Here is a 15,217-nt window from a genome sequence, read left to right as displayed (position 1 = left end):
CGAGAGATGAAGGACGTAACAATGAAAAACATCCTCAAGAGTTTCGCTGCCTTCGGTATTGCTCCGCTGGTTGCGCTGGGTGTGACGATGGGCGGTGCTTTTGCCGCCGGTGGTGAAGGGGAACCTGAACATTTTCCGATCCACCATCCAAAGCAGGAAAAATGGACCTTCTCTGGTCCGTTTGGAACCTATGACAAAGGGCAGCTTCAGCGCGGTCTCAAGGTCTATAAGGAAGTCTGCTCTGCTTGCCATTCGATGAACCTGGTAGCCTTCCGTACGCTGGAAGATCTTGGTTATTCGCCGGAGCAGGTGAAGGCATTTGCTGCGGAATATGAAGTGCAGGATGGTCCCAATGCGGATGGTGAAATGTTCACCCGCAAGGCAATCCCGACAGATCATTTTCCGTCGCCATTTGCGAACGCAAATGCAGCCGCTGCCGCCAATAATGGTGCAGCTCCGCCAGACTTTTCGCTGATTGCGAAAGCTCGTGCGGTTGAGCGTGGTTTCCCGACGTTCGTCTTCGATATATTCACACAATATGCCGAAGCAGGTCCGGATTACATTCACTCGCTTCTGACCGGCTATGATGAACAGCCGCCAGCAGGCATGCATGTCCCGGAAGGCACGCACTACAACCCGTATTTCATCGCGGGCAAGTCGCTTGCCATGGCCAAGCCGCTGAGCGACGATCAGGTAACATATGATGATGGTTCACCCCAGACGGTGGATCAGTATGCGCGTGACGTTTCAGCATTCCTGATGTGGGCCGCAGAACCGCATCTGGAAGAACGCAAGAAAACAGGTTTCCGGGTCATTATTTTCCTGATCCTGTTCGCAGGCCTTGTCTATATTGCCAAGCGTTCGGTCTGGTCGAATGTGAAGCATTAGAGCGCCGTGCGCGCTATTGGGCGCGCAAAGGTCGCTCTAACACTTTAAAATAAGAGCGTAGTTTACCTTAAACTGATCCAAGTTTTAGGAATTATGCTCTGGTCATTTGATCAAGTTGAACTGTTTCAAAGGGCGCCGTGAGGCGCCCTTTTCGTTGGAAAGAGCAGAAGCCGTTCAAAAATGTGCGAACGTGCTTGGCGTGGTGCGCATATCATGATTGAAGTGAGTTCAATATAATTGAGTCAGCCGACACTGCATTTATGACATCGCGTGGGCTTATCCTCTGAAAGGACTGAAAATGGAATCCGGACTCAAAGCGACGTTGAAGGACGCGATCAGAACGATTCCTGATTATCCGAAACCCGGTGTTCAGTTCCGTGATGTGACAACGCTCATGGGTGATGCGCAGGCTTTCCGTCGTGCTGTTGATGAACTGGTCTATCCTTATGCAGGCAATAAGGTGGACAAGGTTGCAGGTATTGAAGCACGCGGCTTCATTCTTGGCGGGGCGATTGCGCACCAGCTTTCCGCTGGTTTCGTGCCAATCCGCAAGAAGGGCAAACTGCCGCGCGATACCGTGCGCATTGCCTACAGTCTTGAATATGGCATTGATGAAATGGAAATGCACCGCGATGCTATCGTTCCGGGCGAGCGCATCATGCTGGTGGATGATCTGATTGCAACCGGCGGTACAGCGGAAGCTGCAGCGAAGTTGCTTCTTCAGATGGGTGCCGAGATTGTGGCGGCGTGCTTCATCATTGATTTGCCGGACCTTGGTGGTCGCAAGAAACTTGAAGCTCTTGGTGTGCCGGTGCGCACGCTTGTCGAGTTCGAAGGCGATTGAGCCCGAACAGATAGAAGAAAAAACGCCCGGATTTATCCGGGCGTTTTTGTTATGAAGGCAGCTTTACCATCGCAGCGTTGTCGAAGGACAGAACCTGCTGGCCGTCCTGATTAAAGGCACTGGTACTCATGCTCAACATCGACCAGCCTGGACGCGAGGTGAGAGGGCGTACTGCGTGCACGGTGCGCCTATAGGTGATCGTATCACCGGCATAGACCGGCCTCATCCATTTCAGGTTTTCAAAGCCGGGGGAGGGACCGAACATCGGTGGAACTTCACCGCGCTTCATCACCTCCTTTGTAGCCGCTACGATGGACATGACGTTCAGCTTCATAAACACCGCTGTGGTGTGCCAGCCGGAGGCGCAGAGACCACCGAAGACGCTGTTCTTTGCAGCTTCCATATCCAGGTGAAATGGCTGTGGATCATACTTTCTGGCGAAGTCGATTATTTCTTCGGCGGAGAAAGTATAGCTTCCGATGACAATATCCTGCCCGAGGTTTTCTTCAAGGAAACTCATGCTGCATCTCCCGGGATCACATCATGATTGCGCCGCAGCATCATGCATGGATGCTGCATCTCACAGACGCTTTCGCCACGCTGATTGAACAGTTCATGATGGAACGTAATCAGGCCGATTGTCGGACGAGATTTAGAGATGCGTTTATCCTTAACCGTCGTCATGCCGTTCAGCGTATCTCCTGCAAGTACGGGGCGCTTCCATCGCGTGAATTCGACGCCAGGGCCGCCTTGCGAGGTGGAGTTTGTGAGAAAAGCATCGCAAACCATTCGCATGATCAAGGAAGCAGTCTGCCAGCCCGACGCGGCTAGCCCGCCCAGTACGCTTGCCTTGCCTGCTTCTTCATCCAGATGGAAAGGTTGTGGGTCGAACTCACGGGCGAATTCGATAATCTCTTCTTTGGTGATGGTGCGCGGCCCGAAGGGGAGCTTCAGCCCTTGCGTGAAATCTTCATAAGCATATTGGGGCGTCTTATCAGTCAATCCGGTCTCCTCCCGAATAAGAAAAAAGGCCACCGTTTTCACGGTGGCCTGATCGTATCAGGTATTGAAGCGGAACAGCATCACATCGCCGTCATGGACGATGTATTCTTTGCCTTCGTCCCGCGCTTTGCCTGCTTCCTTGGCGCCGACTTCACCGTTGAACTTGACGTAGTCTTCATAGGCGATGGTTTGCGCGCGAATGAAGCCGCGCTCGAAATCCGTATGGATAACGCCTGCAGCGCCCGGTGCCTTGGTGCCGCGCTTGATGGTCCATGCGCGTGTTTCCTTGGGGCCAGCCGTGAAATAGGTGATCAGGTCGAGCAGCTTGTAGCCTGCGCGAATGAGACGGTCGAGGCCGGGCTCTTCGAGGCCCATGGCATCGAGATATTCCTTGGCTTCTTCATCAGCGAGCTGGGCTACTTCTGCTTCGATTGCAGCAGAAATAATGACGCTCTCTGCGCCCTGTTCTGCAGCCATTTTCGCAACGGCCTCGCTATACTCATTGCCCTTGGCAGCATCGCCTTCGGCAACATTGCAGACATAAAGCACCGGCTTAGAGGTGAGTAGGTTCAGACCCTTGAGAATCAGGAGATCGTCTGGTGCAATGTCTTTCAGCATCAGGCGAACGGGCTTGCCATTCTGCAACAGCTCCAGCGCCTGTTCCATGATTGGCAGGACGGTGGTTGCTTCCTTGTCCTTGGATGCAGCGCGCTTACGGATCTGAATGATGCGGCGCTCGATGCTTTCGAGGTCCGACAGCATCAGTTCCGTTTCAACGGTTTCTGCGTCAGACACAGGATCGATACGGCCTTCAACATGGGTGATGTCGTCGTCTTCAAAGCAACGAAGGACATGCACGATCGCATCGACTTCGCGAATGTTGGCGAGGAACTGATTGCCTAGGCCTTCACCCTTGGATGCGCCGCGTACCAGACCTGCAATATCAACGAAGTTGATGCGGGTCGGGATGATTTCCTTCGAGCCGGCGATTTTCGCAATGCCATTCTGGCGCGGATCAGGAACAGCCACTTCGCCAGTGTTTGGTTCGATGGTGCAGAACGGATAGTTTGCAGCCTGTGCTGCGGCCGTCTTGGTCAGCGCGTTGAAAAGCGTGGACTTGCCGACGTTAGGCAGGCCGACGATGCCGCATTTGAAACCCATGATATTCGTCCCTTATCGCTTGACGCGGTAAATTGAGCGCACGGCGCCATTATGAAGCGCATTGGCGGATTGCAAATCCAGCCAGTGGCGTGATGAATTTTTGAAAGCCGGTTTTCCGCTTCCCAGAATGACCGGAATAGTTCCTATATCGATGATGTCAAGCAGACCGGCATCGAGAAATTGCCGCGCCAGATCGCCCCCACCCATAAGCCATATGCGACCGGTTGCGCCCAAAGCTTTGAGCTGTGAAATCAACTCGTGCGGATTACCAGCCATTGCGACCGTGTTTGCAGGCAGATCATCAAATTTCTGATGCGTTGCAACAACAACGGGCATCGGCCCATAAGGCCATTCAGGAATGGAACATATGACATCATAGGTTTCGCGTCCCATAACGATTCCGGTGATGCCCGCCATGAACTCATCGAAACCAAAGCCGTCATCTGGCGGAAACTGTTCGAGCCAATCGAAACTGCCATCGTCATTGGCGATGAAGCCATCGAGGCTCATGGCAAACATATAAACGACTTCGCTCATGACTTAGTCTTTCTTACCCAGAAGCTTCTTGAGCATTTCAGCCATCGGGCCGCTTGCTGGAATGTTTGGCTTGGCTGCGCTCTGGCGCGCTTGCCGAATGTGGCTCTGAGCCTTGGCAGGAGCCTTTTCCAATTGTGCAGGATCAGCCTTGAAGCCGTTGGGGCGCTGGCTACCATCGCCCATGGCGATAGCCACACGGTTCATAAAGCTGTTGTCTTCCTTTTTGGCCAGCAAGCCAACATTATCGGCAATGGCACCGAACAGCGTGTCGAGCCATTCGCTGTCGACCTTGGCGAAATCACCCAGAACATAATTGTGAACCAGCTCTTTTGCGCCCGGATGCCCAATGCCAAGCCGCATACGGCGATAGTCTTTGCCGCCGGGGAAGGCCTGCACATGGGCGTCGATGGATTTGATGCCGTTATGGCCGCCGGAGCTACCGCCTGTCTTGATGCGCAGCTTTGCAGGCGCAAGATCAAGTTCGTCATATATCACGACGAGATCGGCAGGGGTCAGCTTGTAGAAGCGCATGGCTTCTCCAATGGACTGGCCGGAGAGGTTCATGAAAGTCATCGGCTTGATGAGAAGTACCTTTTCACCGTCGATCACGCCATCGGCGATTTCGGCATGGAACTTCTTCTGCCAGTTGGAAAAGCGATGGCGGCGGAATATTTCATCCGCCGCCATGAAACCGATATTGTGTCGGTTATGCGCATATTTGGGGCCCGGATTGCCAAGTCCTGCGATGAGCAGCATGGATTTCAGACCCCTCAATACGGAAAGCGATTATTCGCCTTCGGTCTTTGCTTCTTCTGCGCCTTCTGCATTTTCTTCCGACTTCAGGCCGGCAGGTGCAGCAATGGTGGCGATCGTGAAGTCACGGTCCTGAATGGCAGCAGTTGCACCCTTCGGCAGCTTGATAGCCGAAATGTGAACCGAGTCGCCGATTTCAAGGCCGGTCAGATCGAATTCGAGAGCTTCTGGAATTGCATTCGCAGGAACGATCAGTTCAACGTCGTGACGAACGATGTTGAGAACGCCGCCGCGCTTGATGCCCGGTGATGCTTCTTCGTTCTTGAAGTGAACTGGAACGTTGACGTGAACAACCGACTTTGCGGAAACGCGCAGGAAGTCAACGTGCTGTGGGAAGTCACGAACTGGATCCAGCTGGTAGTCCTTAGGAAGGACCTGAATCTTCTTGCCGTCTACTTCGATCGTTGCAACAGTGGTCTTGAAGCCACCGCCATGGATCTTGTAGAAGATTTCCTTATAAGGAACGGCGATTGCGAGGGGCTCCTGCTTGTCGCCATAGATGACTGCAGGAATCTGGCCGTTGCGGCGAAGTTCGCGGGAGGACCCCTTACCAACCCGGCTGCGCAGATCGGCCTTGAGCACGTAAGTATCGCTCATGGCATTACCTTTCAAAGTTACTGGAGTGTTGGTCGCAGTTTTTTATCTAAGCATGATCTAGTCCGAAAACCGGTTTCCACTTTTCGGGATCATGCTCCAGCGAACAACATGAAACAGCCCGTAATGTCTTCCACATTGTGAAAGACCGGACCGCCCCATTCCGCGTTGCCTCCAAGGGTGTCTACGCGGATGGCAGGCCTATAGCCCATAGCCTTTTCAAGCGCAAGTTTTTTGGTTGGAAAGACAGCTTCTGTGGGCTTTTGTCTTAACGGGTGGCATTGGCTGCGTCAAAAATGTTAAGCGGATGCCTGATCGATTGCAGGTTCTCCTGCCGAGTCGCCCCAATATTCATGAAACAAAAGGAAACGAGATGCAGGTCGGTATCGACATGGGTTCTGTTGCTGGAAGCGGTACTGCTGCGGCAGGTGCGCTTGGTGGTGGCAAGCAGGCCATGCTTGATCTTGAAGAGCTTCTCGCAACCCGTCTGCTGGTTCAGGGAAATTCCGGGTCGGGAAAGTCGCATCTCCTTCGTCGCCTGCTTGAGCAGAGTGCCCAATGGGTGCAGCAATGCATCATTGATCCTGAGGGCGATTTCGTGACGCTTGCCGACATTCACGGCCATGTCGTCGTTGATGCTGCCCGCACCGAAGCTGAACTGACGCGTATTGCCGGACGTATTCGCCAACACCGGGTTTCCGTCGTGCTCAATCTCGAAGGTCTCGATGTCGAGCAACAGATGCGCGCTGCCGCAGCTTTTCTCGGTGGTCTGTTTGATGCCGAGCGCGACTATTGGTATCCCATGCTCGTGGTGGTCGATGAAGCGCAGCTCTTTGCGCCCGCTGCCGCAGGCGAAGTGTCTGATGAAGCGCGTAAGCTTTCGCTTGGCGCGATGACAAACCTCATGTGCCGTGGCCGTAAGCGCGGCCTTGCTGGTGTGATTGCCACACAGCGCTTGGCAAAGCTTGCTAAGAATGTTGCTGCGGAAGCATCGAACTTCCTGATGGGCCGCACATTCCTCGATATCGACATGGCGCGTGCCTCCGATCTGCTCGGAATGGAGCGTAAGCAGGCGGAGATGTTCCGCGATTTGCAGCGCGGCCATTTCATCGCGCTGGGACCTGCTTTGTCACGTCGTCCGCTGCCGATCAAAATTGGCAAGGTTGAGACCTCGGCACGTTCGTCTTCGCCGAAACTGATGCCGTTACCGGATGCACCGGAAGATGCGCGCGATCTGATCTTCACGCCAGCACCTGAAGAAATTCGCACGGTTGTACGCCGCACACCACCACCGCCTCCGCCACCATCGACAGCGGAAATTCTGGCGCAGGTCGCCAAACCCAAGCCGGAAGCTGAACCTGTTGAAGCACCGTTGTTTCCTGGCATTGTGGAAGCCGAGCGTGACGGTCTTCTTGAAAAGGTGATGCGCGAAATTGTCGATGACCCGGAAGCATCCTTCCGTTCAGTTGCTGTGCTCTATCAGGATTTTCTGGTGCGTTGCCGCATCCATCGCGTTCCCGGAGAACCACTGGCTTTGCCTGCGTTCCGCCGCCGTCTTGCTGTTGCGCAAGCCAGCATTGAGAGCGATGTAGCGACCGGCGAGACATGGCAGAAGGCATTGACGCTGTCCGAAAGTCTCACAGATGATGTGCAGGGTGTGTTCCTGATTGTCGCACAGGCAGCAGTGACGGGCGCGCCATGCCCTTCAGATGCCGCTCTCGCGCGTGCCTATGGCACGCATTCATTGAGCCGCGCGCGGCGTCTCCTGACCTATTTTGAAGAGCGCGGTCTTCTTGTATTGCGCAACGACTTCAAAGGTTTGCGTATCGTCAACTTCCCGGATCTCGAATGTGAAACTGCACCGGGCGATCCCAACGCACCGGATGATCAGGTCGATGAAAGCACTGCGGCTGAGTAATGGGCCTTCTGTGCAAATTGTCATGAACCTGTAATGATCCTCAGCAACTGCTTGGAGGATTATGCAGAGAGAGAACATGACAACAGAGCCGCAACCGGATTTCAGAGAATTATTCGCCACGTTTGGCAAGATCGGGTTGCTGTCGTTTGGTGGGCCTGCTGCGCAGATTGCCATGATGCAGCGAGTGATCGTCGACGAAAAGAAGTGGATGGATCAGGAGCGGCTGATCCATGCTCTGAACTTCTGCATGCTTTTACCGGGACCCGAAGCCATGCAACTTGCCACCTATTGCGGCTGGGCCGCCAAGGGTTGGCGTGGCGGGCTGCTTGCCGGGTTGCTCTTTGTTCTTCCCGGTGCTGCGGTCATGTTGGTGCTATCGGCGCTTTATGTGGCCTTCGGTCATGTTGATGTGGTCGCCGGTCTTTTGTTTGGGCTTAAAGCTGCAGTTCTGGCGATTGTCTTTGAGGCTCTTTATCGAATGGCCAGACGCACACTGGCGTCTGGATTTTCCTATGCAGTAGCGGTGCTGGCATTTATGGCCGTCGCGTTCCTTAAACTGCCGTTTCCTTTGGTGGTGGCGCTTGCGGCGCTGGCAGGAGGAATGCGTCACTGGTTGCAGCGCGATGGGCATGGGGCTGCACATGGTGCGGTAGGGACGAATGCAATGCGTGTAGCGACGCAGCAGGCGCTCATCTGGGGAGCGCTCTGGCTTCTGCCACTTTTAGCGCTTTATCTGGTGTTTGGCGGACAGCACGTGTTCACGACAGAAGCCGCATTTTTCTCAAAGCTTGCAGCGGTGACATTTGGCGGTGCCTACGCTGCTCTCTCCTATACGGCACAGCAGGCCGTTGAGCATTTTGGCTGGATGAAGCCCGGTGAGATGCTGACAGGCCTCGGATTAGCTGAAACCACACCGGGGCCACTGATCCTTGTGCTGGTGTTTGTGGGCTTTGTTGGAGCGTCCAATCTGTCGGGCCTGCCGCCGCTCCTGGGCGGCTTTTTCGGTGGCCTGATTGCGCTGTGGTTTACCTTCGTACCTTGTTTTTTATGGATTTTTGCTGGCGCACCGTTTCTTGAGCGTTTGCGCAAAGTGCGCTGGTTATCCGCCATGCTGGGTGGGATAACGGCCGCAGTCGTCGGCGTTATTGCCAATCTTGCCCTGTGGTTCTCGCTGCATGTGCTGTTTGGAAAAGTGGTTGATCACCCGATCGGACCAGTAACCCTGCCACTGCCGGTGGTGAGCACAATAGACAATGCCGCCGTCCTGATCGCAGGCGCGGCGGCATTCTTACTTGTCGTTCTGAAGCTCAACATGCCGCTCGTGCTTCTGCTCGCGGCATGTTTCGGAATTATCTTTCGACTGGTCTTCTAATTATTTCGCGCATCTTTTCCGAAAACCGGTTCCCACTTTTCGGGATACGCTCTTAGTCGAACAGGCTCGAAACTGATTCTTCAGCTGCCGTGCGTGCAACCGCTTCACCGATAAGGCTGGAAATCGACAGAACGCGAATATTCGGAGCGTCGTTGATTGCTGTTGTTGGCTGGATGGAGTCGGTGATGACCAGCTCTTTCAGCTTTGACGAAGCGATACGGGCAACAGCACCGCCGGAGAGAACGCCGTGCGTGATATAAGCGGTAACGCTCTTTGCGCCCTTGGCAAGCAGAGCTTCAGCTGCATTGCAGAGCGTGCCGCCGGAATCAACAATATCGTCAAACAGCAGACAATCTTTGCCGGTTACGTCACCGATAACGTTCATGACCTCCGATTCACCCGGACGCTCACGACGCTTGTCGACGATTGCGAGCTGCGCATCGATGCGCTTTGCAAGCGAACGGGCGCGAACCACACCGCCAACGTCAGGCGAAACAACCATGCAGTTGCCGGTCGCATAGTTCGCCTTCACATCGCGTGCGATGACTGGAACGGCATAGAGGTTGTCCGTTGGGATATCGAAGAACCCTTGAATCTGACCGGCATGAAGATCAAGCGTCAGGACGCGGTTAGCACCCGCTTCAGTGATAAGGTTTGCGACAAGCTTTGCCGAAATTGGTGTGCGTGGGCCGGGCTTACGATCCTGACGCGCATAGCCGAAATAAGGAAGAACGGCGGTGATGCGGCGTGCCGATGAACGACGGAACGCATCAATCATGATGAGCAGTTCCATCAGATTGTCGTTTGCGGGATAGGATGTCGATTGCAGTACGAATACGTCTTCGCCGCGTACGTTTTCCTGAATCTCTACAAAGATTTCCTGATCGGCGAAACGGCGCACAGTAGCCTTGCCAAGCGGGATGTTGAGATATTGAGCAACGGATTCGGCAAGAACCCGGTTGGAGTTGCCTGCGAAAAGTTTCATTCTTTTTGCCTCTGAAGCCGGAGCAGTTTCGTTCTGTCGCAAAAAGTCCGTGAAACGGACGTAATCTCTGGTTTGAGCGAAACCCAACACAAATCCGGGTGCGCTCTGTCATTCTTGAAAAGCTTTAAAGCCGCAGGTTCTATGACGATTGGTCAAGTGCCGCAGCTTGCAAGGTTTTCTCGAATGTGCGGCCTATTGCAAAGAGTCACCGCTATTGCAAGGCCTGAGGGAAAACAATTGCAGTAAAAAGCCCTCGCAAAGTGCTTTCCCACAGGGCCAACACGCGATTCAGCAAAAGATTTCAGTCTTTTGCTGTCTCAGCTCGTTCTCATGCGCGATTTGCCGCAAGCCAGGTGGAATATTCCTGCATGGTCTTATCGGCGATAGATTGCATGGCAGACGGCGGAACGATGCTCCATGAGTCTGCGGACGCGCCCGGTACTTTTTCCTGACCCTGTATGCGGTGGAGGCGATTGCCGGAAGCATCCATCACGTCCCAGACGTAGAGGATCGTTGTCTGATTATCTTCAGACAAAACCGAGAAATAGCCCTTCATCACATAAGCGGCGTCGGTGCCGTTATTACCCGCAAGCTCGACACCCTTGGCGCGTGCATCATCATTGATGCGATGGGTAAGCGGAGTTACGACACTGACAGGTGCGCCGATGATCGGGGCTATGTAAAGCTTGCCCGGCTTGAGAGAGGCCGTACGTGCGGGCGGTGTCGCCGGTGTTGTTGTCTGTGCAGGTGTTGCAACTGGTGCAGTCGTCTGAACTGTAGATGCCTGGCCCGCAGGCGGCGTTGTGGTTTGTCCGGATTGTTGGTTGGTTCCCTGCACGTTCAATGCAGACTCGGTGCTGTTGCAGGCGGCAAGCAGTCCAGCAAGCAACAACATCATAGAAAGATGTGCCTTGTTCATGTTCGGCTTCATGCTCCTGAAAGCGCAGACCACTCCTGCGCTACGAACGGAGTTTATCGCTTATCCTGCGTCACTTGACAATAATGTCGAGTGAATGACGGGACAACGGTACGGCAGCGCCATTTGTCGTCAGGTAAGTCTGACCAAGCGTCATTGCCGTTTCGGTGTCAGAATCCATGATGATCATGTGCGCAAACAGCGTCATGTCCGGCTGGATGCTTTCCGGGTTGCCACAATAGAACATCTGCGGGTCCATCCATGATGGCGTAAAGCGTGCACCGACCGAATAGCCGCAAGCATTCAGGCGATGACGGGTGAGGCCATGCGCTTCCATCGTGCGGGAATGCGCGTCGAACACATCGCCAAAGGTCGATGCCGGCGTCATCGCTGTCTCGACGGCTTCCAGCGCCTCGCGTGCGGCATTGTAGAGCTTTAGATGCTCTGCCTTTGGCTGGCCGATGATGACGGTTCGCATCATCGGTGCATGGTAGTGTCGGAAGACGCCTGACCATTCCAGTGTCAGCTGATCATTCGCAGAAAGCGTGCGACGGCCTGCTTTGTAGCGGCACAAAAGTGCATCGGCGCCAGAGCCGATAATGTATTCATTGGCCGGATAATCGCCATCGCCCGCAAAGTTTGCGCTCATCATCGCGGCCAGAATGTCCGCCTCGCTTGCGCCTGCCTTGGTGAGTTTCAGTGCAGCGTCCAGCGCGTCATCACTTAGTTCAGCCGCACGCTTGGCATAGGCGATTTCTGCTGGGCTCTTGAGAAGACGCAAGCGGTCAACCATGCCAGAGGCGTCGAAAAGCTTGGCAAAGCTTTGCAGCTGTTCATCCAGCTTGCGCGCGTTAGCACCGGTCAGGCCATGGGTCTGGTATTCGATGCCAATGCGTGTGCCGAGAAGATCGAGCTCCGTCAGGATGTTGCGCAGATCTATGGCCGGATTGGCATTGTCGCGATCGGTCCAGACGGTAATATTGTCGATATTGGAGGTGTGACGCGCCTGCCTCAGATCGGCAGAGCGGGTCATCAGCACTGTCGATCCATCAGCCTTCACCACGAGACACTGGAAAAAGCAAAAGCCGAACGTGTCATAGCCAGTCAGCCAGTACATGCTTTCCTGCGCGAATAGCAGCAGAGCATCCAGCTTCTCTTCCTCCATCTTCAAGATCAGACGGTCGCGACGTGCAGCGAATTCTTCCGGCTCGAAGTGAAGGGCCATGTGGTTCTCCTAATCGTTTACGATAGCGATGGCGGCGATCTGACGACCGTAATCAGGCTCGTTGCGGTGCGTGGTGCGCCGGTAGGAATAGAACTGATCTTCATTGGCATAAGTGCACTGACGCAATGCCTCGGCTTTCACATTCGCCTTGGTCAGGCGATCCGTGATAAAAGTCCAGAGATCGAATAGCTTGTGACCTTCCTTGGCCGAAGGCTGGAAATATTTGTCATAGCTTTCGTCTTTGCCGGTGAACTCAGCATAGAATTCCGGACCGACCTCGTAATTTTCGGGGCCAATTGTTGGGCCAAGAACCGCAATGATATTTTCACGCTTTGCGCCGAGTTCAATCATGGCATTGATGGTGTTTTCAAGAACACCGGTAAACGCACCACGCCAGCCCGCATGGGCCGATCCAATGACACCGGCTTCATGATCGGCAAAAAGGACAGGGCCGCAATCCGCAGACAGGGCGCCGATAGCAATGCCCGGGACATTGGTGACCATAGCATCAGCCTTCGGGCGCGGACTGCTGAATGGTTCAGTGACGCGGAGCACGTCCGGGGAATGTACTTGGTGGACTGTCATCAGATGGTCGGATGCGACGCCAAGGGTTTCAGCAACACGACGGCGATTCTCTGTCACCAGTTCTGGCACATCATTTGACCCGCTGCCGACATTCAAACCGGCATAAATGCCATCTGAAACGCCGCCTTTGCGTGTGAAAAAACCATGCGCAATGCGCTTGCCGTTGTGTCCGGCAGGGCCATCCAACAGGGCGGAGCGAAGCGGTTGCGGCTTATCGGTCATTAGCTTTCTCTTTTCAAACGGCAGGATGTTGGGGGAGGCAAGTCGGCTTGTCAATCGCAGCTTTTTGACAGCGAGCTAGGCTGAGGGTGGATACGGGGTTGTTTCAAACGGGAAGATTGCGGTGGCGGGATCGCTGATCGCAAGGACCTTAAACAGTGTCCCCATCTGATCTGGTGCTGCGAGCCGCTCAACGTCGTCGCGAATTTTTTCCTGAGATGCCACATCGCGTCCAGTGCCGAGGCGACCCGCACGGTCGATGAGCCCCATCGCCAGTAGAAAATCGCCTTGCGTCATGGTTCCCGTCTTGCATCCGCAATTGCGGGCAGCTCTTTCCAACATGTCGAAATCGACGTGGCTGGTAAGATCTGCCTGACCCGGATGTGCAAATACATCGTCATAGGCGTGTTTCAACGTGGCCTGCAGCGTATCTGCAAAGCCTGATTGAAGATGTCCATAATCGATTGTGAGTGCGGCTCCACGTGTTGTTGCAATTCGTTGCGCAATCTCCTGCATCAAAGCAGTGCGGGCAGGGGCTGCCTCAAAGATAGTGCCATCGGAAGCGGACTGATGACCGACTGGCAATAGAGCCTCGTCAATGCCACCAGCGCCGCTGACAAACTGGAACTCGTCCTGCTCATCAAGCGCGATCATTCGTTCGACAAACCGGCCATTGGCTTTAACGAATTGTCGAAACGGTATTGCATCGAACAACTCGTTGGAAACGAGGATCAACGGGCCGTCTGGAATGCTCGGGAAGTTCTCGTACCATTCGATTGACCGGCCCAAACCAGAGAGCTTTTCTTTCTGCTTTTCGATCAGTCGCGGGCTGGTTTCGACCATGGCAACGCGCATGGCTGTGAACATTTCTGGCGCAAGCTGTCTGATTGTGCGCAGCATGTCGCTCATTAACGTCCCGCGGCCGGGGCCGACTTCGCACAGGACTGCATTGTCAGGGCGTCCGAGCGCATCCCATATACCGACGCACCATATGCCGATCAGTTCGCCGAACATCTGGCTGACCTCGGGCGCGGTGATGAAGTCACCCTCACGTCCGAATGGTTCGCGTGTTGTGTAGTAGCCTGATTCACGGTCGCCGAGGCACGCCGCCATGTAATCGGCGACGCTAATCGGCCCTGTGGTGCCAATCAGCCGTTTCAGCCGGTCTTTCAGTGTCGCCTCAGGCATTCTTTGTGACGGCCCGATTTGCGCGCCACATGGCCCAAATGCCGATGAGAACCATTGGAAGGGAAAGGATCATTCCCATGGTCAGCCAGCCACCGAAGAGATAGCCAAGCTGGGCATCCGGTTCGCGGAAGAATTCGACGATAATGCGGCTGAGACCATAACCAAGGACGAATGTGCCAGCGATAAAGCCGGGGGCTTTCAGTTTCTTGCCAAGCCATACGAGCAGAAGAAGAACGAAGAACAGCACAAAGCCTTCGAGGAATGCTTCATAGAGTTGGCTTGGGTGACGTGGTTCTGGTCCGCCATTTGGGAAATAGAAAGCCCATGGCACATCGCTGACACGGCCCCATAGTTCGGAATTGATGAAGTTTGCCACGCGCACGACGCCAAGTCCGACGGGGACGCCTGCTGCAATCACATCGAACATGCTCCAGACCTTGATGCCGCGTGAGCGCGCGAACAGGATCATAGCGACTGTGGTGCCGAGAATGCCGCCATGGAATGACATGCCGCCATCCCATACTGCCGGAATAGCCAGTGGATTGGAGAGGTAATAGGAGAAATTATAGAAGAGGACGTAGCCAATACGACCACCAAGTACGACGCCGAGTGCCGCCCAGATGACAAAGTCGTCGAGCGCTTCAGGCTTCATGGGTGGCTGGTTATTGGCCCAGAGACGATGGTTGCGCAGAAGCTTCTTGCCGTACCACCATGCGAACATGATGCCGACGACATAGCCGAGGCCGTACCAGTGAACGGCAAGCGGGCCGATGGAGAAAATCACCGGATCGATATTCGGAAAAGCCAGAGCCGAAACCGGCAGCAACGTCTCTATCATTCAATTACTCCATTTTCCGGCGGACCATGCGCGACGATATCTGAGTGGTCAAGTCATCACGTTTATACAGCTTTACTTGCATCAGAACCGAGACGGCCCTATTTCAAAATCAGGTTTTCAACAAGCCTGTAT

16 protein-coding genes are annotated in these 15,217 nt (G+C 54.5%); 4 read left to right on the top strand and 12 right to left on the bottom strand.

Going from position 1 to position 15,217, the window contains the following annotated elements:
* The first annotated feature begins 21 nt into the window (after positions 1–21).
* The gene (locus tag ACSME1_RS03470) at positions 22–888 is read left to right on the top strand and encodes a cytochrome c1 family protein (RefSeq protein ID WP_024899418.1); all 867 of its coding nucleotides are present in this window, start codon (positions 22–24) and stop codon (positions 886–888) included.
* Positions 889–1,186: 298 nt separating this feature from the next.
* Positions 1,187–1,732 carry an adenine phosphoribosyltransferase gene (locus ACSME1_RS03465; protein WP_024899419.1) on the top strand — a complete coding sequence of 182 codons (546 nt, stop codon included), beginning with the start codon at positions 1,187–1,189 and terminating at the stop codon, positions 1,730–1,732.
* A gap of 49 nt (positions 1,733–1,781) precedes the next feature.
* Here ACSME1_RS03465 and ACSME1_RS03460 read toward each other — a convergent pair whose 3' ends face one another.
* Genes ACSME1_RS03460 through ACSME1_RS03435 form a run of 6 tightly spaced genes read right to left on the bottom strand, consistent with a single transcriptional unit; the run spans position 1,782 to position 5,842 of the window.
* The gene (locus ACSME1_RS03460; protein ID WP_024899420.1) at positions 1,782–2,252 is read right to left on the bottom strand and encodes a MaoC family dehydratase; all 471 of its coding nucleotides are present in this window, start codon (positions 2,250–2,252) and stop codon (positions 1,782–1,784) included.
* Positions 2,249–2,734 (bottom strand): MaoC family dehydratase, encoded by a 486-nt coding sequence (locus ACSME1_RS03455; RefSeq protein WP_024899421.1) that lies wholly within the window; start codon positions 2,732–2,734, stop codon positions 2,249–2,251. The genes ACSME1_RS03460 and ACSME1_RS03455 overlap by 4 nt, the downstream gene beginning before the upstream one ends.
* 57 nt (positions 2,735–2,791) lie before the next feature.
* A complete protein-coding gene (ychF, locus tag ACSME1_RS03450; protein WP_024899422.1) occupies positions 2,792–3,895 on the bottom strand; it encodes a redox-regulated ATPase YchF in 1,104 nt (367 codons plus the stop codon).
* Positions 3,896–3,907: 12 nt separating this feature from the next.
* Entirely contained in the window at positions 3,908–4,432 is a 525-nt protein-coding gene (locus tag ACSME1_RS03445) for a dihydrofolate reductase family protein (protein ID WP_024899423.1), read from the bottom strand.
* Between the two features lie 3 nt (positions 4,433–4,435).
* Positions 4,436–5,188 carry an aminoacyl-tRNA hydrolase gene (gene pth / locus ACSME1_RS03440; protein ID WP_024899424.1) on the bottom strand — a complete coding sequence of 251 codons (753 nt, stop codon included), beginning with the start codon at positions 5,186–5,188 and terminating at the stop codon, positions 4,436–4,438.
* 30 nt (positions 5,189–5,218) lie between these two features.
* Positions 5,219–5,842 carry a 50S ribosomal protein L25/general stress protein Ctc gene (locus tag ACSME1_RS03435; protein ID WP_024899425.1) on the bottom strand — a complete coding sequence of 208 codons (624 nt, stop codon included), beginning with the start codon at positions 5,840–5,842 and terminating at the stop codon, positions 5,219–5,221.
* A 370-nt stretch (positions 5,843–6,212) separates the two neighbouring features.
* Here ACSME1_RS03435 and ACSME1_RS03430 point away from each other — a divergent pair, with 370 nt between their 5' ends.
* On the top strand, positions 6,213–7,757 hold the full coding sequence (locus ACSME1_RS03430; RefSeq protein ID WP_024899426.1) for a helicase HerA domain-containing protein: 1,545 nt from the start codon (positions 6,213–6,215) through the stop codon (positions 7,755–7,757).
* A gap of 76 nt (positions 7,758–7,833) precedes the next feature.
* The gene (gene chrA / locus ACSME1_RS03425) at positions 7,834–9,129 is read left to right on the top strand and encodes a chromate efflux transporter (RefSeq protein ID WP_024899427.1); all 1,296 of its coding nucleotides are present in this window, start codon (positions 7,834–7,836) and stop codon (positions 9,127–9,129) included.
* 52 nt (positions 9,130–9,181) lie between these two features.
* Here chrA and ACSME1_RS03420 read toward each other — a convergent pair whose 3' ends face one another.
* The 6 genes from ACSME1_RS03420 to lgt form a co-directional block, all read right to left on the bottom strand.
* Positions 9,182–10,114 carry a ribose-phosphate pyrophosphokinase gene (locus ACSME1_RS03420; protein ID WP_024899428.1) on the bottom strand — a complete coding sequence of 311 codons (933 nt, stop codon included), beginning with the start codon at positions 10,112–10,114 and terminating at the stop codon, positions 9,182–9,184.
* Positions 10,115–10,442: 328 nt separating this feature from the next.
* Positions 10,443–11,045: a hypothetical protein gene (locus ACSME1_RS03415; protein ID WP_100558723.1), complete on the bottom strand. Its 603-nt coding sequence runs from the start codon at positions 11,043–11,045 to the stop codon at positions 10,443–10,445.
* A 58-nt stretch (positions 11,046–11,103) separates the two neighbouring features.
* Complete coding sequence (locus ACSME1_RS03410; RefSeq protein ID WP_435654936.1) at positions 11,104–12,255, bottom strand: M24 family metallopeptidase; 1,152 nt, start codon at positions 12,253–12,255, stop codon at positions 11,104–11,106.
* A gap of 9 nt (positions 12,256–12,264) precedes the next feature.
* Positions 12,265–13,062, bottom strand: coding sequence for a peptidoglycan editing factor PgeF (gene pgeF, locus ACSME1_RS03405; RefSeq protein ID WP_036567983.1), 798 nt, complete (start codon positions 13,060–13,062; stop codon positions 12,265–12,267).
* Positions 13,063–13,137: 75 nt separating this feature from the next.
* Positions 13,138–14,247 carry a class I SAM-dependent methyltransferase gene (locus ACSME1_RS03400; protein WP_105705706.1) on the bottom strand — a complete coding sequence of 370 codons (1,110 nt, stop codon included), beginning with the start codon at positions 14,245–14,247 and terminating at the stop codon, positions 13,138–13,140.
* Complete coding sequence (lgt, locus tag ACSME1_RS03395) at positions 14,240–15,085, bottom strand: prolipoprotein diacylglyceryl transferase (protein ID WP_024899433.1); 846 nt, start codon at positions 15,083–15,085, stop codon at positions 14,240–14,242. Before lgt ends, ACSME1_RS03400 begins: the two co-directional genes overlap by 8 nt.
* Positions 15,086–15,217: the final 132 nt, after the last annotated feature.

This window comes from Brucella pituitosa (assembly GCF_965577835.1).
GTDB classification, from domain to species: Bacteria; Pseudomonadota; Alphaproteobacteria; order Rhizobiales; family Rhizobiaceae; genus Brucella; species Brucella pituitosa.
Note: the sequence above shows the minus strand (reverse complement) of the source record. Positions and strands in the feature narration are given on the sequence as shown.